Here is a 21,591-nt window from a genome sequence, read left to right on the forward strand (position 1 = left end):
CCTACACATTTGGTTCGTCTTCTTTGTTCAGTTTTCAAAGGTCAATCGTTGTTTTTCAACAACTCCTATATACTATCATAGGACATTTTTACTGTCAACAGATTTCATCCATCTTTTTGGAAGATTTTTGAAACAGTTTTAAAAGCGAACGTTCGCTTAACAGTGATATTAATTTATCATAACTAGTTTGTGATTTCAACTAAAATGCTACTGTTTTCATTAAAAATTTCTATCTAAATGAATAAGTTTCTGAAAAGAAATCATTTCTACTTTTTTGAAATTAAAAAGACCTTGAAAAACAAGGTCTCTTATCTCATTAAGTATGTTAAGAGCAATCTATTCAAAATCCTCTAGCCATTCTTTTTTAATATTATTTTCTAGATTTTTCTGACGCTTATCTTCTTCTAGTTTTGGCATCATGACAAATGCATCTCCAAAACTATCTAAATCATACTCATCATTTTGAAATTCCTCTTTAATTTCTTCAGGAACTTTCAATTTTTCTTTTTTGAATAAATCGTCTCTTTTTTGACGAATAGACATTCCTATTCTCCTTTCGCCACAAGTTCTTTAAATACTTTTATTTTTTCTAATAATACCGTATTTTTATTCACTCTGGCAAATGCTGCGGCGTCTCTCATCAATTCTTTTATTTCTTCACTTGAGGAGTCGTTCACATAAGCGTTCTCTGCTTGTAAATATTTGATGCGTGCTAAATAGTAAGTAACATGATTTTCACTACAGATTGTAATTCCGCGTCTGAGTAAGACATCGCTAGTATCATATTCTTTAATTTTCGCATAGAAAGTCCCAGCATAATATAGAACTGTTAACACACGACATACATCTTCAATAGATTCAATTGTAAGATTATCGATTTGGTGGATGGCTTTTTCAAAGAAGTATTCGGCCTTATCATAGTCTCCCTGATTCATATAAATAAGTCCGATTCCTGTATACGCTAAGAAAATATATTTATTATCCACATCAGAATGATCCGCTAACAATTGATTGAAGTAGAAGAAGCTATCCATGCTTTCCTTTTGTAATAAGGTTTGCGTAAAGCCTTTTAAGTATAAATATCTCCATAGTTGCTGCGTGGTTAAATGAGCCGCATTTATACTATGAATTAATTCTTCAGCTTCTTCATATTCCATATTTACAATATGAAATTCTATTTTATCCAGCTTTTTGTTTATAACTGAATCTTTAATCGCTACAGATGGAAATAACTCCCCTACATCCATATGTAGTTTTTTACAAAGTAAGGTCAATATCTTCATGGATGGAATTTGACCGTGATTTTCGAATCGACTTAATGTTGCTTGTGTACAAATACCCTCACTCAATTCAATTTGAGATAAACCTAATTCTTTTCGTCGATTCACAAAAATTTGAATGTCCATAATATCTCCTCATCTTTTATTAAATATATGCTCCCTATATTCATTACTTATTATAACTTTATTTTTCATTTTTTCCAAAAGAAAAACTTAGATTTTGTGGATGTTTATAGGAATATTTCTCTTTTTATGATTGAAATAAACTTTTTAACGAAATGGTTTTTATACTTTATTTGTTTCATCAAATGATTATTATTACCTATTTATTGATAAAATATTGTTATAACAACATTTTTTGAAATATGTTTTATTAACTTTCATTAGATATGAAAAAAAGCTTATGACTGAAACGGTCATAAGCTTTCATCATTTTCTATTCAGCAATCTCAACAACTAAGTAACGATGAGGTTCTTTCCCCTCAGAATGCGTTGAAATACGTTTATTTTTACTTAATGCAGCATGAATTTGTTTTCTTTCATATGCTGGTAGTGGTTCTAAGTAAACAGGTTGTTTCGTTTTTAATACTTTACGAGCTGTTCTTTCCGCAATTTGTTGTAATGTTTCACTACGGCGTTGACGGTAATCACCAACATCTACTTGAACTGAAATTCTTCCTTTCACAAAACGATGGACAGAAACTTGCGCTAATACTTGTAACGCATTTAAAATTTTTCCATGTTTTCCGATTAAAAGACCTTGTTTGTCTGTATCGAATACAAATGTGATACGATCACGGCGCGCTTCAACCGTTACAGTTGCCTCTGCACCATAAGTTTTCGCAATTCCTTCTAGGTACGCTTTTGTTACATGAGCAGCTTCTTCTAAACGGTCTACGGTTGTTTCTTCATTTTCAAAACCTTCACCATCTTCTTCGTCTTCGAAATCATCTTCGAATTCTTCCTCGAAAGATTCATCTTCAGATGCTACTACTTCTTCAACCGCTTTTTCTACTACTGGTGTAGAAACTTCTTCCACAACTTCTTCTTTAACAACTGGGGTTAAAGCAACCATTGCGTCTTTTTGGCCAAAGCCAAACAATCCTTTTTTACCTTCAGTTATCACTTCAACAACTACTTCTTCTTGGGTTAATCCTAATTGACGTAATCCTTTTTGAATCGCTTTTTCTACTGAAGCATCCGTTACTTTAATAGTATTTGTCATCGTAAACTCTCCTATTCTTTAAAAATCATTGTTATTATCTCATGATTGAGACGTTTCAACAAGACTTCTATATAAGAATTATTTTCCGTGTCTTCTCTTCGCTTTTTCAAGCGCCCTTTCACGACGTTTTTTCTCAGCGATAATCGCTTTTTGTTCTTCTTGGAATTTGAATGGATTATTTAATAGTAAGGTTTGACCTACCATAAATACGTTTCCGACTACCCAATAAAGGGATAAAGCACTTGATAAACCAAGTGACATAAATAAAATCATCACTGGCATAAAATACATCATTGCTTTACCGGCTCCACCAGTATCTTGCATTTTCATAGATAACCACGTTGTGATGAATGTTGTCACAGCAGCTAATACTGGCAAGATGAAGTATGGATCTGGTTGGTCTAATTGGAACCATAAGAAGTGTCCTGTTTTTAAAACTTCTGTACGGCTAATTGCTTGATATAAGGCCATCATTACTGGTAATTGAATTAATAATGGTAAGCAACCAGCATATTGATTGATTCCTTCACGTTCATATAAAGCATTCATTTCTGCTTGAAGCATTTCTTGTGTTGCACGGTCTCTAGCAGAATATTTTTCACGCAAAGCTTTAATCTCTGGTTGAAGAATTGCTTGTTTACGTGTGCTTTGATATTGGAAGTGCATTAAAGGAATCATAATTAAACGAGTAATAATCGTAAAGAAGATAATTCCTAATCCGTAGCTTCCACCAAATAAATCGGATAACCAAATAATAAATTGAGATAAATTATAAAGAACAATTCGATCCCAAAAACCTGTACTTGACTCCGTAACAGGAGAAGTTCCACAGGCCGCTAAAAATAAAGTTAAAACTGCTAATGATAAAATCAATTGGCTTTTTTTCTTCACTGAAAAGTCCCACCTTTTAGAATATTTAATTTTCAATGATTCCTATCTATAATAGGAATCTTAATTTTTAGGTAATAATGTAGCTAATTTTAAAACATGCATCATACTGCTTTTCATTTCTTGATAAGACATTTGTACGATGGGCGAACGAGCAATGACGATAAAATCTACATTTTGCGTTAATTGATCATCGAGTTCCATAAGAATATGTCGGATTCTTCTTTTGAGACGATTCCGTGTTACCGCATTTCCTAGCTTTTTACTCACTGAAATCCCCACACGAAAATGCGCTTGCGCTTCCTTATTGAACTGATAAATAACAAATTGTCGATTAGCTGTAGATTTTCCTTTATGGAATACCTGCTGAAATTCACGATCTTTCTTCACTCGATACGATTTTTTCATCTACTTGAATATCTCCAGTCACTCGAAATGTTTTTTAAAAAAAAAGACCACTGAGACGTTCAGTGATCTAAGCTGCTAAAACTTTTCTACCTTTACGGCGTCTGCTTGCTAATACTCTACGGCCATTTTTTGTACTCATGCGTTTACGGAATCCGTGAACTTTTTGACGTTTACGTTTGCTTGGTTGATATGTTCTTTTCATTCGATGTGCACCTCCTACTGTAAATGAAATATCTAGTCTCCCTAGACAGTCTAGTACATTATAAATATAAAATATTGAATTGTCAATATAAACTATCTAATGGCTAAATACTGAAGTATCATACCATAATGTCTCTAAAAATTTCTACAAATAACTGTATTTTTACATCGATTTTTTTTAGTTATCAACAATCATAGTGGAAATCTATTTTTAAAAATAACTCTTCATCCACTAGTTTTCAACAACTTATCCACAAAATAACACTCTGTTTATATAAATCTATCCACAACTGGTGGATAAATTGTTAAAACCTCTTTATATCAATAAAAATAACTGTGAATAACTTTGATTTTTCTGTGTATAACTCTGTTTATTCACTATTTTTTTTATCAATTATCCACATTTTTGTGGATAATTGTATTAAAAACTTTGATTTATTGTGTTTTTCTTCATTCAATTGTGGAAAACTCCATGGAAAGATGGTAAACTGTTAACTGGATTAGAATCTTTAGAACTATAAGGAGGTGCATTATGAATTCCATTCAAGATTTTTGGGATATATTATTAGAACAATTTGAAAAAACAAATTCTGAGTTTACATTTAACCATTGGATAAAACCTGCTGAACCGGTTCGTATCGAGAAAAATATTCTTTACATTAAAGTCCCTTCTCAAACGTTTGCTAGATATTGGCAAGATAATTTATTAAGAGACATTATTGAATTTGGATATGACTACTTCAGACAATCATTTGAACCTAGATTTATTACTCCAGAGTCTGATTTTGAACCAGCGATTTCTTCTTTTCAATCAAACAACATTAATATAGAAGAAACACAGACGACTGGATTGAGTCATCCTTCTCCAACTGTGATTGAAGAGGATTCTCATTTAAATCCAAAATATACATTTGATACATTCATTATCGGGAAAGGGAATCAAATGGCTACGGCTGCCGCTCGGTATGTAGCAGAAAACCCCGGAACGGCTTATAACCCACTCTTTTTCTATGGGGGTGTAGGTCTTGGAAAAACCCATTTAATGCAAGCCATTGGGAATGACTATAAGAAAAATCATCCAACAGCACGTGTTAAATATGTAACCAGTGAAGAGTTCATGAATGAAATGATTGCTTCCATTGGATCAAAGACACCACAAGAATTCCGCAATCGCTATCGAAATGTGGATATTTTACTAGTCGATGATATTCAATTTTTAGCAGCAAAAGAAGCAACACAAGAGGAATTCTTCCATACTTTTAATGCTTTATTCAATAACCAAAAACAAATCGTACTTACTAGTGACCGACAACCAACAGAAATTAAAGCTCTTCAAGAAAGACTTGTTTCTCGTTTCGTTTCGGGTCTTCCTGTGGATATTACTCCACCAGATTTAGAAACTCGGATTGCGATTTTACAAAATAAAGCACAATCCCTTGGATTTAATATTCCAATCGATGTACTAAGCTATGTGGCAGGTCATATTCAATCAAACGTACGTGAGTTGGAAGGAGCCCTAATGCGTCTTCAAGCTTATTCCGTGATGGTTGGCGAAGATATTTCAACGGATTTAGCCGCAGAAGCTTTGAAAAATCTCCTTCCAGGTGGTAAAGAAAAATTACTATCGATTCATGATATTCAAAGTGCTGTTGCCAAATATTACAATATTACTGTTGAAGATATTAAAGGAAAAAAGAGAACGAAAACAATGGTTCAACCTCGTCAAATCGCCATGTATCTTTCACGTGAATTAACGGGAAGCTCTTTACAAAAAATTGGATCTGACTTTGGTAGAGACCATTCAACCGTTCTTCACGCTTATGAAAAAATCAGCTTAGAAGTAAAAGAAAATAGTGAGACGACTCAAGTCATTAACGAAATTAAAGGATTGCTTCATCAGTAGTCGGTGGATAACTCAAAATTTTCAAGTTATTTATCCACAATAGTTATCCACAATCAAAAATGAAAGAGCTGTAGGGATTCTTCACTTTTCCACAGAATACACAGCCCCTACTACTATTACTATTTTTTTAATAAATAAATTAAATATAAAAGGACATCCAAAAGGAGGAAGTTATGAAATTTTCAGTAAACAGACAAGGATTTTTAAAAAATCTAGTCGATGTTCAACGTGCGATTCCATCAAAAACAACGATTCCAATTTTAACTGGGATTAAATTAGTTGCAAGTGAAGAAGGATTAACATTAACAGGTAGTGATTCAGAAGTTTCTATCGAAGTATTCTTACCAATCGAAGACGAAGAATTACAATTAACAATCCAAGAACCAGGTAGCATCGTTCTTCCTGCTCGTTTCTTTGGAGAAATCATTAAAAAATTACCTTTAAATCTCTTCTCTATTGAAACAAACGATCAATTACAAGCAACAATTGCAGCAGGGAATGCATCATTTACATTAAATGGTTTATCTGCAGTGGATTATCCACAATTACCTGAAATCGAAAAAAATCATGTGATTACCATTCCTGTACCATTATTTAGACAAGTGATTGTACAAACAGCAGTTGCCGTTTCAACAGCAGAATCTCGTCCAATCTTAACAGGTATTCATATGGTGATTAAAGACAACCAATTAAAAGCGGTCGCAACAGACTCTCACCGTTTAAGCCAACGGATCATTCCACTACAAATGCCAGCTGGAAGTGATGCATTGACTTTTGAAATGACATTACCAGGTAAAACATTATTAGAATTATCTCGTATTATCGATGGATTAGAAACAATCGATTTTGCGATTACAGATAATCAAATCTTGTTCCAAACAGAAACATTATCCTTCTACTCTCGTTTATTAGAAGGAATGTACCCTGATACAGACCGCCTCATTAACGACGGAGCGAACACTTCGATTACAGTCGTTGCCAGTGAACTTGTAGCAGCCGTAGAACGTGCTTCATTAATGTCACATACTGATAAAAACAATATTGCGACATTAACACTTTCTCCGGAACGGATTCTATTAACAGGGAAATCTCCTGAAGTGGGTACGGTTGAAGAAGAAATCGCTGTGGAAAACTTCGAAGGAGCTCCACTTGAAATTTCATTCAACCCTGACTACTTAAAAGAAGCGTTGAAATTATTCGGTTCTTCAGAAGCGGTGATCAACTTCTTAGAAGCAAACCGTCCATTCACATTGAAACTAAAAGAAGACCACTCTGGTATTCCACATAGCTTCATTCAATTAGTGACACCTGTTCGTACATTCAACGGGTAATCATAGATTATAAAACTTTCACTCGAGCTTTCGTTTTGAAGGCTCGAGTTTTTTTATTTTCACCCTTATTTTTGTATTTGCCCGAAATTCACTTATAAGTGAATTTTGGACAGCACGATTTTTGGGTGATTTTAGCTACAAAAATCCAAATTTTTGAAAAAATCCTAGTAAATTTTGTTTTTTGTTTTTTTAGGCTTTTTTGATGTTTTTGCCTCAAAATTGAAATAACCCCCTAAAATTTGCAATTTCTTTGCGAAAAGCTTGTAAAAAATGTATAATAATGTAGAGTTATTCTACTTAAAAATATGTGAGCATGCATGAGTTTAATGGAGTTCTCACCAATATCCATTAGAAAAGAGGAAGTTCATGACAACTATCGTATCAATCTCTGATGAGTACATTACATTAGGGCAATTTTTAAAACATATTGACGTCATTACAACGGGCGGACAAGCAAAATGGTACCTGCAAGAATATACAGTTTTTGTAGATGGAGAGTTAGAAAATCGACGTGGTAGAAAATTATATCCGAATACACGTGTCGAAATACCTGATGAAGGTATTTTTATTGTGAAAGAAATGAAATCGGATGAAAATGATTTGAACACACATGACGCATGAAGCTGACTAATTTACAATTACAAAACTTTCGTAATTATGAATCTGTCCAACTAGAGTTTACAGACGGTGTGCATGTTTTTATTGGTGAAAATGCACAGGGGAAAACCAACCTGATGGAGTCGATTTACGCCTTGGCGATGACAAAGAGCCACCGCACTACAAATGACAAAGAACTGATTGGATGGAAAAAAGACTTTGCGACGATTAAAGGGACCGTTGAAAAAACAGCGACAAAGACGAATTTAGAATTGCAATTTTCTAAAAAAGGAAAAATCGCGAAAGTGAATTATTTGGAGCAAAAACGACTGAGTTCCTACCTTGGAAACTTAAATGTCATCCTCTTTGCCCCAGAGAACCTCACGCTTGTCAAAGGGTCTCCGCAAAATAGACGTAAATTCGTGGATATGGAACTTGGACAAATGAGTTCCCTCTACCTCTATGATTTAGTGGAATATAATCGCGTCTTAAAACAACGCAATACTTATTTGAAACAGCTAGCCATTAAGAAAAAGCAACCGGACGAATACTTAGAGGTTTTAAGCGAGATGTTAAGCGAGTTAGCTAGTAAAATCGTCTTTCATCGTCTTGATTTTATGAAGCAATTGGAGGCTTTAGCCATTCCGATTCATGATCAGTTATCGCTTGGTCGTGAGAAATTCTCGGTTTCGTATCAAGCAACGATTCCGCTGGAGGATGGACTGACTCCTTCGCAAATGAAAGAAATTTATATCGATCAATTCAAGAAGAATCAAACTCGTGAGGCGGATCAAGCCACAACGCTGATTGGACCGCACCGTGACGATTTGATTTTTTATTTGAACGAGATTCCGGTTCAAACGTACGGTTCGCAAGGACAGCAACGTTCGACCGTACTGAGTTTGAAGCTTGCAGAAATCGAATTGATGAAATTATCAACAGGCGAGTATCCTCTTCTATTATTAGATGATGTACTTTCAGAACTCGATGATGATAGACAAACCCATCTGATTAAGGCCATTGAAAATAAAGTGCAAACCTTTATTACCACAACAAGCCTGGATGGGATTAAGCAACAATTTATTAATGAACCGGTCGTAATACCGATTGAAAAAGGAACTATTTTAAAAATGGAGAGTGAGAATTAGCATATGACAGAAGAAAACAAAGCTGAATTAGCTGCGCAATATGATGCCAGTCAGATTCAAGTATTAGAAGGACTCGAAGCTGTTCGTAAACGTCCTGGGATGTATATTGGTTCAACAAGTAGTGCGGGACTTCATCACCTTGTTTGGGAAATCGTGGATAATTCGATTGATGAGGCTTTAGCAGGATTTGCCACTCATATTGAAATTGAAATCACCAAAGAAAACCATATTCGCGTAACCGATGATGGTCGTGGGATTCCGGTCGATATTCAAGAAAAAACAGGTCGTCCTGCCGTAGAAACGGTATTTACAGTGCTTCACGCCGGTGGTAAATTCGGCGGTGGAGGCTATAAAGTTTCTGGGGGTCTTCACGGGGTTGGGGCTTCTGTTGTAAATGCTCTTTCAACAGACTTAACTGTTCAAGTCTTTAAAGATGGCAATATTTACGAGCAATCTTATAGCCGTGGTGCGGTATTAGAAGACTTAAAAATTATTGGAACAACCGATAAACATGGTACAAGCGTATACTTTGTACCAGACCCTGAAATTTTCCAAGAAACAACCGTCTTTGAATTTGATAAATTAGCCAACCGTGTGCGTGAATTAGCATTCTTGAATAAAGGATTAAAATTAACGATTACGGATTTCCGACCAGAAGAGCCAGTGAAAAAATCTTTCTGCTACGAAGGCGGGATTAAGAGCTATGTCGAACACTTAAATAAATCAAAACAAGTGTTATTCGAAGAGCCAATTTATGTAGAAGGAGAACAAGATGGCATTCAAGTAGAAGTGGCTATGCAATACACTTCTGGATACCATACAAACCTTCTCAGCTTCACGAATAATATCCACACTTATGAAGGTGGGACTCACGAATCAGGGATGAAGACGGCCTTAACACGTGTGATTAACGATTACGCACGTCGTCAAAAATTGATGAAAGAAAACGAAGAAAAACTAAGCGGTGAAGATGTCCGTGAAGGTTTAACAGCCGTTGTTTCTATCAAACATCCTGATCCACAGTTTGAAGGACAAACAAAAACGAAATTAGGAAACTCTGAAGCACGTACGATTACAGATCGTCTGTTTTCAACGCACTTCGATAAATTCTTAATGGAAAATCCTCAAGTGGCACGTAAGATTGTCGAAAAAGGGATTTTAGCTTCGAAAGCGCGTCTTGCTGCAAAACGTGCCCGTGAAGTGACTCGTAAGAAATCTGGTTTAGAAATTTCAAACTTACCAGGGAAATTAGCAGACTGCTCAAGCAATGACCCAACGATTTCTGAATTATTCATCGTCGAAGGGGATTCTGCGGGTGGTTCAGCAAAACAAGGACGTTCACGTCATTTTCAAGCGATTTTACCAATCCGCGGGAAAATCTTGAACGTTGAAAAAGCAACACTCGATAAAATTTTAGCCAACGAAGAAATTCGTTCGCTCTTTACAGCGATGGGAACTGGTTTTGGTGGAGATTTTGACTTATCGAAAGCTCGTTACCAAAAATTAGTCATCATGACCGATGCCGATGTCGATGGAAGTCACATCCGTACATTGCTCATTACTCTTTTCTATCGTTATATGCGCCCTGCAGTGGAAGCTGGATATATTTACATCGCTCAACCACCTCTTTACAAATTGAAACAAGGGAAAAATGAATACTACATTCAAAATGATGAAGAGTTAGAAGCGAAACTAAAAGAATTACCAGCACATCCAAAACCACAATTATCACGATACAAAGGTCTTGGGGAAATGGATGCAGAACAATTATGGGAAACAACCATGAACCCTGAAAACCGTTCAATGTTACAAGTATCTGTGGAAGATGCTGCAGAAGCGGATCAAATTTTAGATATCTTGATGGGCGACCGTGTAGAACCACGTCGTGAATTCATTGAAAGCAATGCGAAATACATCAATATGGAAGATTTAGATATCTAATCCAGTAATCGAATTTGAAGAGAAGAATAGAAAAGGAGACGAATTATGTCTGAAGAAGTGAAACACTTTGAAGAAACTTTTGAATCAACTGATTTAGTACAAACGATGCGTAAATCATTTCTTGAGTATTCGATGAGTGTTATTGTATCGCGTGCCCTACCAGATGTGCGTGATGGATTAAAACCAGTACACCGTCGTATTTTATATGGAATGAGTGAACTTGGAGTAACACCGGACAAACCGCATAAAAAATCTGCGCGTATTGTCGGGGACGTAATGGGTAAATATCACCCACACGGTGACTCTGCCATTTACGATGCCATGGTTCGTATGGCACAAGATTTCTCATACCGTTACCCATTAATTGATGGTCACGGTAACTTTGGTTCTGTCGATGGAGACGGAGCCGCTGCGATGCGTTATACAGAGGCTCGTATGAGTAAAATTGCTCTTGAAATGCTTCGCGATATTAACAAAGATACGATTAATTTCCGTGATAACTACGATTCAACAGAACGTGAACCGGAAGTATTACCAGCACGTATTCCAAACTTATTAGTCAACGGTGCGACAGGGATTGCCGTAGGGATGGCAACGAATATTCCACCACATAACTTAGCGGAAGTCATCTCTGCTCTTCACTTATTAATGAAGAACCCTGATGTAACCACTACTGAATTGATGGAAGCTCTCCCAGGTCCTGACTTTCCAACTGGAGGAATTGTCTTAGGTAAATCAGGAATTCGTCGTGCATACGAAACAGGACGCGGATCGATTACGGTTCGTGGACGCGTACAAATCGAAGAATTGAAAAATGGAAAAGAACGCATCATCATCACTGAATTACCATATATGGTGAATAAAGCGCGTTTAGTAGAACGTATCGCACAATTACACCACGAGAAGAAAATCGAAGGAATTACTTACTTAAACGATGAATCTGACCGTGTGGGAATGCGTGTTGTGATTGAAGTGCGTCGTGATGTTTCCGCATCCGTTGTATTAAATAATTTATACAAATTAACACCATTACAATCAAACTTCGGATTCAATATGCTTGCGATTGTGAATCAAGAACCAAAAGTATTGAGCTTAAAAGAAATTTTACGACACTACTTAGACCACCAAGAAGAAGTCGTTCGTCGTCGTAGCTTATTCGATAAGAAAAAAGCGGAAGACCGTGCTCACATTTTAGAAGGGTTACAAATCGCTTTAGACCATATCGATGCGATTGTGGCGATTTTAAGAAGTTCAGCTAGTGGAGATATCGCTAAAGACCGCTTCATGAATGAATACGGCTTAAGCGATAAACAAGCACAAGCAATCTTGGATATGCGTATGGTTCGTTTAACAGGATTAGAACGCGAGAAAATCGATGCAGAATACAACGAATTACAAGCAACCATCCAATACTTAGAAAAAGTATTAGCAAGTGAAGAACTTCGTTACGAAATCATCGAACAAGAGCTTCTTGAAATCCAACAACGTTTCGACAATTCTCGTCGTACAGAATTATTAGTCGGAGAAGCATTAAGCCTTGAAGATGAAGATTTAATCGAACAAGAAGATGTCGTCATTACATTAACGAAGAATGGATATATCAAACGTCTTGCCAACACTGAATTCAAGGCACAACGCCGTGGAGGACGTGGGGTTCAAGGAATGAGCGTCCATGATGATGACTACGTGGAAAACATGATTTCATGTTCAACACATGATTCACTCCTCTTCTTTACGAATACAGGGAAAGTTTACCAAGCAAAAGGGTATGAAATTCCTGAATATAGCCGTACAGCAAAAGGATTACCAGTCATCAACTTATTAAACATTGATTCAGCTGAGAAAATTCAAGCGATTATCAGTGTGCCAGAATCTGACGAAACAGAACGCTACTTGTTCTTTACAACATTACGTGGAACCGTCAAACGTGTTCGTCTATCGGAATTCAAGAATATCCGTACAAATGGTCTACGTGCCATCCAATTACGTGAAGATGATGAACTCATCCGTGTAGTGGTCACAAGCGGAAATGATGGAATTATCCTTGGAACTTATCACGGTAATGCTGTAAGCTTCCATGAAGATAAAGTTCGTGCGATGGGTCGTACCGCTTCAGGTGTTCGTGGGGTTTCTCTACGTGACGGTGACTATGTCATCGGAATGGATATTTTAACTCCTGATAATGAAGTATTAGTCGTGAGTGAAAAAGGATACGGAAAACGTACGGCTGCGAGTGAATACGCATTGAAAGGCCGTGGTGGTAAAGGAGTTCGTACACTTCGGATTACCGAGAAAAACGGACCACTTGTCTGCTTACGTACGGTAACTGGAGATGAAGACTTACTTATCATGACCAATAAAGGGGTTATCATCAGATTCCATGCCGAAGACGTGTCTCAAACAGGCCGTGGTGCACTTGGAGTTCGTATGATGCGTCTCGATCAAGATGCGATTGTAAGTTCATTAGCGATTGTAGACCGCGAAGAAGAAACAGAAGAAGATTCTCTTGCCACTGACTCATCGACTGAATCAGTAGCAACAGAAAATCCAACTGCATCCCTTTCAGATGAGGCCATCAAAGGCAATATGAAAGACTTTGCGCAACAATTAGTTGACGAAGAAAACGAATAATTAGTAAGCAAAAAGCCATCAAATGATGGCTTTTTGAGTTCTGTTTTTTCTTTATGATGCTAAAAGGAGTATCAAAATCACTCATTAAGATTACGAAGAATCATACGGATTTGTAGTAATCGAATGGAAAGCTTTTTAGCAAAAAAATACTCTTTTTACGCAAAAAAGTACTACTTTTTAGAATTTTTATCGGTATAATAAGGGTGAAATAATCCATAAGGAGGAATTTACATGATTGAATTTAAAAATGTTTCAAAAGTATATGAAAAAACCGTCGCTTTAGATGGACTCAACTTAACGATTGAAAGTGGAAAAATTATCGGACTGATTGGACATAATGGTGCAGGAAAATCAACAACCATTAAATCCTTAGTAAGTGTTATCAATCCAACAAGCGGAGAAATTATTGTGGACGGACAAGAATTGTCATCCAATCGTCTAGCCATTAAAGAAAAAATTGGCTATGTAGCTGATAGCCCAGACCTATTTCTACGCTTAACAGCCAATGAATTCTGGGAATTAGTCGCCTCTTCTTATGGCATGACTCTAGACGAAGTAGAAAGTCGTCTTGCTTATTTATTAGAATTATTTGATTTCGAAGGACATCGCTATGAAGTCATTGATTCGTTTTCACACGGGATGCGTCAAAAGGTATTCGTCATCGGAGCGCTTTTATCAGACCCTGAAATTTGGGTACTCGATGAACCAATGACGGGTCTTGACCCACAAGCTTCTTACGACTTGAAGAAATTAATGCGTGAACATGCCGATAAAGGCAATACCGTTCTCTTCTCGACACATGTTTTAGAAGTAGCAGAACAACTTTGCGATAAGATTGCGATTTTGAAAAGAGGAAAACTACTCTTCTACGGTACGATTCAAGAATTGAAAGGCCAACAACCAGAAAGCACGCTTGAAGAAATCTACTTATCACTAGCCGGTAGACAAGAAGGAGTGGATTCACATGCGGTTTAATCGAATTCTGACGCTGGTGAAGACCAATTTAATTTTTGCGACGCAACCGGCACAATTACAAAATTATCGAAAGAAACAGGCGAAAAATCCATCGAAATCGGTGAATGTTGCGATGAGAACGTTGATTCAACAATTGCTATTTGCGGTGATGTTTGGAGCTTTATTTGGAATTCCAGGAGCAATTTCGGGACGTTCATACCCTCCACTTCAATTTGCAAGTACGGTTTTCTTATTCTTGATGATTTTAATTTCGCAAGCTTTACCAGCTGTTTACAATGTCTTTTATGAAAGTAAAGACTTTGAATCGTATTTGCCATATGCTTTTACAGAATTAGAAGTGGTTCTTGGAAAGAGCCTTTCGATTGTGGTGGCTACATTGCAAGGTTTTCTTCCAATCGTAATGCTATTTGGAATCCATGTGTATTTTTCAAGGGGAAACTTCCTCCTCACGATTCCAATTGCCTTAATCGGGGCACTTGTACTTAGTGTGACTGTTTACGTATTGATGTTTCTTCTCTGCTTCTTCCTAGCGAAGATTCCATTCTTTAGAAAATATCAATCCGTGATTGCGAATGTTTTAATTTTTGGGATTTCTCTTGGAGCCGTTATTGGTTATCAAATGATTTTGTCAAAATCCGTGGTGAATACTGTATTAACAGGAGAAATGCCACTTTTCCTTCAACCAGTACTTGCTTTCTATAATGCAATCTTAAATCCATTCGATATGAGTGTTTATCCAACGATTGGATTCGTGATTTTAGTATTTGTGGCGATTTTACTACTCGTGAAGTTCATTGTATTGCCAAACTTCTATCAAGCTGTTTCGCAAACATCGTCTTCGAAAGTAAAAGTTGAACGTGTAAAAGAAATGGAGTTAGATGGCAATAAGCTTTCAACAAAATTTATGATTCGCTATACCCTTCGTCAATTAATGGAAGGTTCTGTATTAACGCAAACGATTATTGCTGCAGGAATATTACCATATCTCTTGCTTCTTCCAACAGTTTTTAATTTAAGGAATGCTCCAGCAGGGATTAATTTTATGAATTTCATAAATCTAAACACCTTCTTACCATTTGCGATGTTTATTACCTTCATTGCATTCTTCAATACAGGAGGAAACAACTTATTAGCGGTCGGAATTTCGCTCGAGCGGGAAAACTATTATTATTTAAAAGTTCTTCCATTCGATATGCATCAATTTTTGGAACGTAAATTCTGGATTCTCTTTGCGATTCAGTCTGCGATTCCGGTCATTCTTATGACGGTCATTTGTACGGTTCTTCGCTTACCGATTTATATGACCTTAGGCATCATTCTCTCATGGGGAATTATCAGTCTAGGGCTTAGTCGTTGGGGATACGCCAGAGACTTGAAGCTCTTTACCCCAAGTTGGACGAATGTCATCGAGCTTTTAAACCGTACGCGTGGTGGGATTAAAGCGATTATTTTCATGGTCGTTCTATTCGGGTTTATCTTCGGGGCGATTTATTTATTAAGTCACTTACCAGAATGGAATCGTACTTTCGTTTGGTTCATTACAATTGCGTATGTTGTCTTGATTCTCGGGTTATCGATTTTTGCAACATTCTACTATAAGAAAAAATTACATGAATTAGTCGATTCTGAATAATGATTGAAGACTTAGAGAATGTCTCTAAGTCTTTTTTATAACCTATTTTATAGGTTTTTTAAGGAGTATAACCTAAAGTTATAACAAATGATAGAAAAACGATATAAGAAAACCTGTTGCTATGCAGTTTATTCTCTGTTATCCTAAGACCATATTCATCAGACATCACAAAGAACAGGTGAGTAGAAAATAAGATTTGCTAAGAGAGTCTCGGTAGGTGGAAAGAGATCAAATTGAATTTTTGAAGATGGCCTCGGAGTGATTTTACGTCGAATCATTAGACGTAAATGGGTAGCCCATTATAGCTGTAGAGTATAACACCCAGTGTGCGTACTCGGTAAGGTAGGATTCGTGAGGATTCTACAAAACAAGGTGGTAACACGAAATTTCGTCCTTGCAGTAGCGATACTGTGAGGATTTTTTATTTATAGGAGGAATGTACAATGTCAACATTACAAGCACCATTTAGAGTAGATCACGTAGGAAGTTATTTACGTCCAAGAGATTTAGTAGAAGCACGCGCAAAATTTGCAAATGGCGAAATTACACACGAAGAATTAACAGCTGTAGAAGATAAAGAAATCCGCGAACTTGTTAAAAAACAAATCGCTGCTGGTTTAAAAGGCGTTACAGACGGAGAATTCCGCCGTGCGTACTGGCATTTAGATTTCTTCTGGGGATTCAATGGTGTAGAACATACTGTTGGAGAACATGGTTATAAATTCAACGGTATTGAAACAAAAGCCGATACGTCAACATTAACGGCTCCAATCGATGGACATAACCACCCATTCGTAGAACATTTCAAATTCTTACGTGACTTAGTGAAAGATGAAGATGTTATTGTGAAATTCACAATTCCTTCTCCATCACAATTCTATTTCGAATTAATCCGTACTCCTGAACACATTGCAGCTTGGAAAGCAGTGTATCCAACTGAAAAAGAGCTGTTCGAAGCGATTAAAAACGCATATGTAGATGTGATTACAGACTTATACAACGAAGGTCTTCGCACGCTTCAATTTGACGACTGTACATGGGGCGCTTTAGCAGACGATGGTTTTGCAAAACGTTTCAATGCAGACCGTCCATTAGAAGAAGTTCGTCGTGACTTTGCTGGTCGTGCTTTACACTTAAACAACTCAGTTCTTGATGCATTACCAAAAGACTTAGTAGTGAATACACACGTTTGCCGTGGTAACTTCCACTCAACATGGATTTCTCAAGGGGGATATGAAAAAGTAGAAGATGAGCTATTAGCAGGCGAACACGTAAATGCGTACTACTTAGAATACGATACAGACCGTGCCGGCGACTTCAAGCCTCTTGCAAAAGTATCTGACGGTAAGAAAGTCGTTTTAGGACTCTTAACTTCAAAATTTGCGGATTTAGAAGATAAAGATGAAGTCATTGCTCGTATTAAAGAAGCAAGCCAATATGTGCCACTTGAAAACTTATACTTAAGTACACAATGTGGATTTGCCTCAACAGAAGAAGGAAATGTCATTAAAGAAGAAGATCAATGGAAGAAAATCGCATTGATTTCAGAAATTGCACGTGAGGTTTGGGGAGAATAATCCTCACATTATAAAACAAACAAAAAGGCTGTGGGGAGAATGACTTTTGAACCACAGCCTTCCCCTATTTAGAAAGGATGAAAACTATGTCAACATTTCAACAACAATTAGCACAAGCTTACGAAACATTAAAACAAGCCAAATGGATAAACTTAAGCCATCAAATTGATGCCGATAGCCCTCACTTCCCTGCTCTACCAGCATTGGAACAAAAAGATTTATTTACATTAAAAGATGGATTCCACGTGCAACAACTATCCGTAGTGACACAATACGGTACGCATATCGACCCACCTTGCCACTTCTATGAAGGCGGACGTTTCCTCGATGAAATCGAGTTGAAAGATTTATTATTGCCACTCTACGTCATCGACCGTTCAAAAGAAGTAGCCGAAAATCCAAATTACGAATTAACAAAAGCAGACGTTTTAGTGTTTGAAGAAGAATACGGACAAATCGAACCAGGGGCCTTTGTCGCCTTCCGTAGTGACTGGTCACATCGTTGGCCAAGCCAAGACGAAGTTCGTAATTTATATGAAAATGACGTTCAACATACTCCAGGTTGGGCAAAAGACGCGCTTGAATTTTTAATTCACGAACGTCATGTGAAAGCCGTTGGTCACGAAACATTAGATACAGACTCAGGTGTTCATGCAGCAGCGCATGGTTTAACAAACGAATATTACTTATTAAGCCAAAATATCTTCCAAGTTGAAGTATTAGCGAACCTTGACCAAGTTCCTGCAGTGGGGGCTGTGATTTCAATTTCATACCCAAACTGGAAACAGACTCCAGGGTCACCTGTTCGCGCCATTGCCTATTTACCAGAAGCTGAATAAACGAAAAGAGGAAAATAGATGTCAAATCACGAAAACTGTAGCTGTTGTCAAAAAGCACCCTTTAGACTCGATCACGTAGGAAGTTTCTTACGTCCCGAACGTCTAAAAGAAGCCCGTGCGAAATTTAGTGCAGGAGAAATCACTGCTGAAGAACTCGAACGCGTTGAAAACGAAGAAATCATCGCCCTAATCGAGAAAGAAAAAGAACTAGGCCTCAAATCTGTCACAGACGGTGAATTCCGTCGCGCATTTTGGCACTTAGATTTTTTAGAACACTTAGAGGGAGTTGAACTTGTAGAAGTAGACCACTTCTCTGTTCAATTCAAAGATAAAGATGTGAAGCCAAAAACATTACGTATCGTTGGAAAGGTTGATTTCTCTGAAGACCATCCATTCGTAAAACACTTCAAATTCTTAAAAGAGCACGCTGGCGATACACCAGTAAAATTAACGATTCCTTCGCCAAGTATGTTGCATTTGATTACGCAAGTTCGTGAGAAAAACTATGTACCAATTGAGCGCTACAAAGACAATGAAACCCTCTTCTATGATGATGTGGTTGAGGCATACCGTAAGGCGCTACAATGCTTCTACGACTTAGGATGCTGCAATATTCAATTAGACGACACTAGCTGGGGAGAGTTCTGTGCGTTAGACAAACGGGATGCGTACGAAGCACGTGGATTCGACCTCGAACAAATCGCTCGTGACTATGTGGATGTACTAAACCGTGTCATTGAATGGAAACCGGAAGATTTAGTGGTGAATATGCATATTTGCCGCGGAAACTTCCGCTCAACATGGTTCTCTAGCGGTGGTTATGAGCCAGTGGCGAAGACGCTATTTGGTCATTGCCGTGTGGATGGATTCTTCTTGGAATATGATAGTGACCGTGCTGGGGACTTTACTCCACTTCGCTATATTAAAGACCAAAAAGTCGTTCTTGGTTTAATCACTTCTAAATCAGGGGAATTAGAGGATAAAGGCGAAGTTATCGCTCGTATTAAAGAAGCCAGTCAGTATGTTCCTCTTGAACAATTATGCCTCAGCCCTCAATGTGGATTCTCTTCTACAGAAGAAGGCAATATCTTAACGATTGAAGCCCAATGGGATAAATTAAAACTGATTGACGAAATCGTTCATGAAGTTTGGGGATAAATTTTAACAAAAAATATCTCCTACAGTTTTTGGCTGTAGGAGATATTTTTTGTTGATTTCATCGTATTTATCGCTTCTTTTTCTTAAAACGAATGTCTAAATCATACCCATTTTTACTCGCAATTTTTTGAAGATATGAAAGCGTAGGATTATATTTTCCTTTTTCAAGCCTAGAAAGATTTCCTTGCGTCATACCGGCGTTTCTAGCGAATTCCGTTTGAGTTAGTCCAGAATCGTGCCGAAGCCGGATCATGGCTAAAGCATTTTTCTGAAGGAAATATTCCGCCTCAAAATCATCCCTAAAAGTCTCATATTTCGCGTCAAGACGGTCAAAAACCCGCTTTAAATAATCCACCATTTTCTCTTTACCCCCCTAATTCCTTTATAAACTAATTGTAACATATATGCTACATATCAGATATGATATATTGAAACTATTTTACTGCTAGTCTGCGACAAGTTTGCTCCTTGCAAACTTTCCTGAGCACCTCTGCAGCGCGGATTTCTGTTGCATTTTATAGCTTTGTTTGCTATAATGATTGAACGTGAGTATTAGAAATGATACTCTCCTTGCTTACTGAAATTTCAGTAGGCCAAAAGTCCATAAGGAGGTGACAGTCAATGAGTCAAACATCAAAATACGAGATTTTATATATCATCCGTCCAAACATCGATGAAGCTGCTAAAGCTGAATTGGTTGCAAGATTTGATGCTGTTTTAACAGACAACGGAGCAGTTGTTGTTGAATCTAAAGACTGGGCGAAACGTCGTTTTGCATACGAAATTAAAGATTTCCAAGAAGGTATCTATCACTTAGTGAACATCACTGCTGAAGATGCTGCTGCAATCGATGAATTCGACCGTTTAGCGAAAATCAACAATGACATCTTACGTCACATGATTGTTAAATTAGAAGCATAATTGTTTGTTATAAGTAAACAAAAATCTTGAAAGGAGTAAGAATTAAATGATTAATAATGTTGTATTAGTTGGACGCTTAACACGTGCCGTTGATTTACGTTATACTTCAAACGGAACTGCTTATGCGAGCTTCTCTATCGCAATTGATCGTCGTTACCAAAACCAAAACGGTGAACGCGAAACAGACTTTATCAACTGCGTAATGTGGCGTAAAGCTGCAGAAAACTTTGCGAATTTCACTCGTAAAGGCTCACTAGTAGGAATTGAAGGACGTATTCAAACTCGTAGCTATGATAACCAACAAGGCCAAAAAGTTTATGTGACTGAAGTGCTAGCTGAGAACTTCTCATTATTAGAATCACGTAATGTTACTGAACAACGCCCTGCAAATGATCAAAGCTCACAAGGTGGATTCCAACAAAATCAAACGAATAACTTTAATCAATTTAACACTCCTACTTCATCATTCGGTGGTGGAATGTCTGATCCATTCTTAAGTAATGGAGAGACAATCAACATTTCAGATGATGATTTACCATTCTAAAGTTTAAAAGGAGGATACCATAATGGCTCAACAACGTAGAGGTGGCGGTCAACGCCGTCGTAAAAAAGTTTGCTACTTCTGTGCAAACCACGTAGACTACATTGATTACAAAGATGTAGAATTATTAAAACGTTACATTTCTGAAAAAGGTAAAATCTTACCACGTCGTGTAACAGGTACTTGTGCTAAACACCAACGTACTTTAACTGTTGCAATCAAACGTGCTCGTATCATGGGATTATTACCATTCACAACAGTTGACTAATTAAAATAAGGATTGAGATTTTCTCAATCCTTTTTTTTTATTATTTAGTATCTATCAAAAGTTTAAAGTGTTAATGATGAGATTTTCGTCACTCAGAAGAACATTAAACTCTTATCAGTACTCAAG

21 protein-coding genes and 1 other annotated feature are annotated in these 21,591 nt (G+C 37.1%); of the genes, 14 read left to right on the top strand and 7 right to left on the bottom strand.

Annotated features, from left to right (window positions below; translation table 11 throughout):
- Positions 1 to 336: 336 nt before the first annotated feature.
- The 6 genes from Q0594_RS02245 to rpmH form a co-directional block, all read right to left on the bottom strand.
- A complete protein-coding gene (locus tag Q0594_RS02245) occupies positions 337 to 543 on the bottom strand; it encodes a hypothetical protein (RefSeq protein ID WP_298729411.1) in 207 nt (68 codons plus the stop codon).
- A gap of 2 nt (positions 544 to 545) precedes the next feature.
- Positions 546 to 1,406 (bottom strand): helix-turn-helix domain-containing protein, encoded by an 861-nt coding sequence (locus Q0594_RS02250; protein WP_298729412.1) that lies wholly within the window; start codon positions 1,404 to 1,406, stop codon positions 546 to 548.
- Positions 1,407 to 1,716: 310 nt separating this feature from the next.
- The gene (gene jag / locus Q0594_RS02255; protein ID WP_298729413.1) at positions 1,717 to 2,505 is read right to left on the bottom strand and encodes an RNA-binding cell elongation regulator Jag/EloR; all 789 of its coding nucleotides are present in this window, start codon (positions 2,503 to 2,505) and stop codon (positions 1,717 to 1,719) included.
- Positions 2,506 to 2,583: 78 nt separating this feature from the next.
- Positions 2,584 to 3,396, bottom strand: coding sequence for a membrane protein insertase YidC (yidC, locus tag Q0594_RS02260; protein WP_298729414.1), 813 nt, complete (start codon positions 3,394 to 3,396; stop codon positions 2,584 to 2,586).
- Positions 3,397 to 3,456: 60 nt separating this feature from the next.
- Positions 3,457 to 3,801, bottom strand: coding sequence for a ribonuclease P protein component (gene rnpA, locus Q0594_RS02265; protein ID WP_298648563.1), 345 nt, complete (start codon positions 3,799 to 3,801; stop codon positions 3,457 to 3,459).
- A 67-nt stretch (positions 3,802 to 3,868) separates the two neighbouring features.
- A complete protein-coding gene (gene rpmH / locus Q0594_RS02270) occupies positions 3,869 to 4,003 on the bottom strand; it encodes a 50S ribosomal protein L34 (RefSeq protein ID WP_005608206.1) in 135 nt (44 codons plus the stop codon).
- 531 nt (positions 4,004 to 4,534) lie between these two features.
- On the opposite strand from rpmH, the gene dnaA reads away from it, so the two are divergent.
- The 11 genes from dnaA to Q0594_RS02325 all read left to right on the top strand — a co-directional run bounded on the left by dnaA (position 4,535) and on the right by Q0594_RS02325 (position 19,735).
- The gene (gene dnaA / locus Q0594_RS02275) at positions 4,535 to 5,905 is read left to right on the top strand and encodes a chromosomal replication initiator protein DnaA (protein WP_298729415.1); all 1,371 of its coding nucleotides are present in this window, start codon (positions 4,535 to 4,537) and stop codon (positions 5,903 to 5,905) included.
- Between the two features lie 173 nt (positions 5,906 to 6,078).
- Positions 6,079 to 7,236 carry a DNA polymerase III subunit beta gene (gene dnaN, locus Q0594_RS02280; protein WP_298729416.1) on the top strand — a complete coding sequence of 386 codons (1,158 nt, stop codon included), beginning with the start codon at positions 6,079 to 6,081 and terminating at the stop codon, positions 7,234 to 7,236.
- Between the two features lie 366 nt (positions 7,237 to 7,602).
- Positions 7,603 to 7,857 (top strand): S4 domain-containing protein YaaA, encoded by a 255-nt coding sequence (yaaA, locus tag Q0594_RS02285; RefSeq protein WP_005608200.1) that lies wholly within the window; start codon positions 7,603 to 7,605, stop codon positions 7,855 to 7,857.
- The gene (gene recF, locus Q0594_RS02290; protein WP_298729417.1) at positions 7,854 to 8,981 is read left to right on the top strand and encodes a DNA replication/repair protein RecF; all 1,128 of its coding nucleotides are present in this window, start codon (positions 7,854 to 7,856) and stop codon (positions 8,979 to 8,981) included. The genes yaaA and recF overlap by 4 nt, the downstream gene beginning before the upstream one ends.
- 3 nt (positions 8,982 to 8,984) lie before the next feature.
- Entirely contained in the window at positions 8,985 to 10,922 is a 1,938-nt protein-coding gene (gene gyrB, locus Q0594_RS02295) for a DNA topoisomerase (ATP-hydrolyzing) subunit B (protein WP_298729418.1), read from the top strand.
- A gap of 45 nt (positions 10,923 to 10,967) precedes the next feature.
- Positions 10,968 to 13,553 carry a DNA gyrase subunit A gene (gyrA, locus tag Q0594_RS02300; RefSeq protein WP_298729419.1) on the top strand — a complete coding sequence of 862 codons (2,586 nt, stop codon included), beginning with the start codon at positions 10,968 to 10,970 and terminating at the stop codon, positions 13,551 to 13,553.
- Positions 13,554 to 13,784: 231 nt separating this feature from the next.
- Complete coding sequence (locus tag Q0594_RS02305) at positions 13,785 to 14,528, top strand: ABC transporter ATP-binding protein (RefSeq protein WP_298729420.1); 744 nt, start codon at positions 13,785 to 13,787, stop codon at positions 14,526 to 14,528.
- The gene (locus Q0594_RS02310) at positions 14,518 to 16,161 is read left to right on the top strand and encodes a hypothetical protein (protein ID WP_298729421.1); all 1,644 of its coding nucleotides are present in this window, start codon (positions 14,518 to 14,520) and stop codon (positions 16,159 to 16,161) included. The genes Q0594_RS02305 and Q0594_RS02310 overlap by 11 nt, the downstream gene beginning before the upstream one ends.
- A gap of 161 nt (positions 16,162 to 16,322) precedes the next feature.
- Positions 16,323 to 16,560, top strand: a binding site (T-box leader).
- A gap of 44 nt (positions 16,561 to 16,604) precedes the next feature.
- Positions 16,605 to 17,738, top strand: a complete 1,134-nt coding sequence (locus Q0594_RS02315; protein ID WP_298729422.1) for a 5-methyltetrahydropteroyltriglutamate--homocysteine S-methyltransferase — start codon at positions 16,605 to 16,607, stop codon at positions 17,736 to 17,738.
- Positions 17,739 to 17,824: 86 nt separating this feature from the next.
- Positions 17,825 to 18,577 carry a cyclase family protein gene (locus Q0594_RS02320; protein ID WP_298729423.1) on the top strand — a complete coding sequence of 251 codons (753 nt, stop codon included), beginning with the start codon at positions 17,825 to 17,827 and terminating at the stop codon, positions 18,575 to 18,577.
- An 18-nt stretch (positions 18,578 to 18,595) separates the two neighbouring features.
- Positions 18,596 to 19,735 carry a 5-methyltetrahydropteroyltriglutamate--homocysteine S-methyltransferase gene (locus Q0594_RS02325; protein WP_298729424.1) on the top strand — a complete coding sequence of 380 codons (1,140 nt, stop codon included), beginning with the start codon at positions 18,596 to 18,598 and terminating at the stop codon, positions 19,733 to 19,735.
- A 67-nt stretch (positions 19,736 to 19,802) separates the two neighbouring features.
- On the opposite strand, the gene Q0594_RS02330 is transcribed toward Q0594_RS02325, so the two are convergent.
- Complete coding sequence (locus Q0594_RS02330; RefSeq protein ID WP_298729425.1) at positions 19,803 to 20,093, bottom strand: helix-turn-helix transcriptional regulator; 291 nt, start codon at positions 20,091 to 20,093, stop codon at positions 19,803 to 19,805.
- Positions 20,094 to 20,356: 263 nt separating this feature from the next.
- Between Q0594_RS02330 and rpsF the strand changes: the two genes are divergently transcribed.
- Genes rpsF through rpsR form a run of 3 tightly spaced genes read left to right on the top strand, consistent with a single transcriptional unit; the run spans position 20,357 to position 21,465 of the window.
- Positions 20,357 to 20,656, top strand: coding sequence for a 30S ribosomal protein S6 (gene rpsF, locus Q0594_RS02335; RefSeq protein ID WP_005608182.1), 300 nt, complete (start codon positions 20,357 to 20,359; stop codon positions 20,654 to 20,656).
- Positions 20,657 to 20,702: 46 nt separating this feature from the next.
- Complete coding sequence (gene ssb, locus Q0594_RS02340) at positions 20,703 to 21,200, top strand: single-stranded DNA-binding protein (protein ID WP_298648608.1); 498 nt, start codon at positions 20,703 to 20,705, stop codon at positions 21,198 to 21,200.
- A 22-nt stretch (positions 21,201 to 21,222) separates the two neighbouring features.
- Entirely contained in the window at positions 21,223 to 21,465 is a 243-nt protein-coding gene (rpsR, locus tag Q0594_RS02345) for a 30S ribosomal protein S18 (protein ID WP_005608178.1), read from the top strand.
- Positions 21,466 to 21,591 lie beyond the last annotated feature (126 nt).

Source organism: uncultured Granulicatella sp. (genome assembly GCF_938030755.1).
Lineage (GTDB): Bacteria > Bacillota > Bacilli > Lactobacillales > Aerococcaceae > Granulicatella.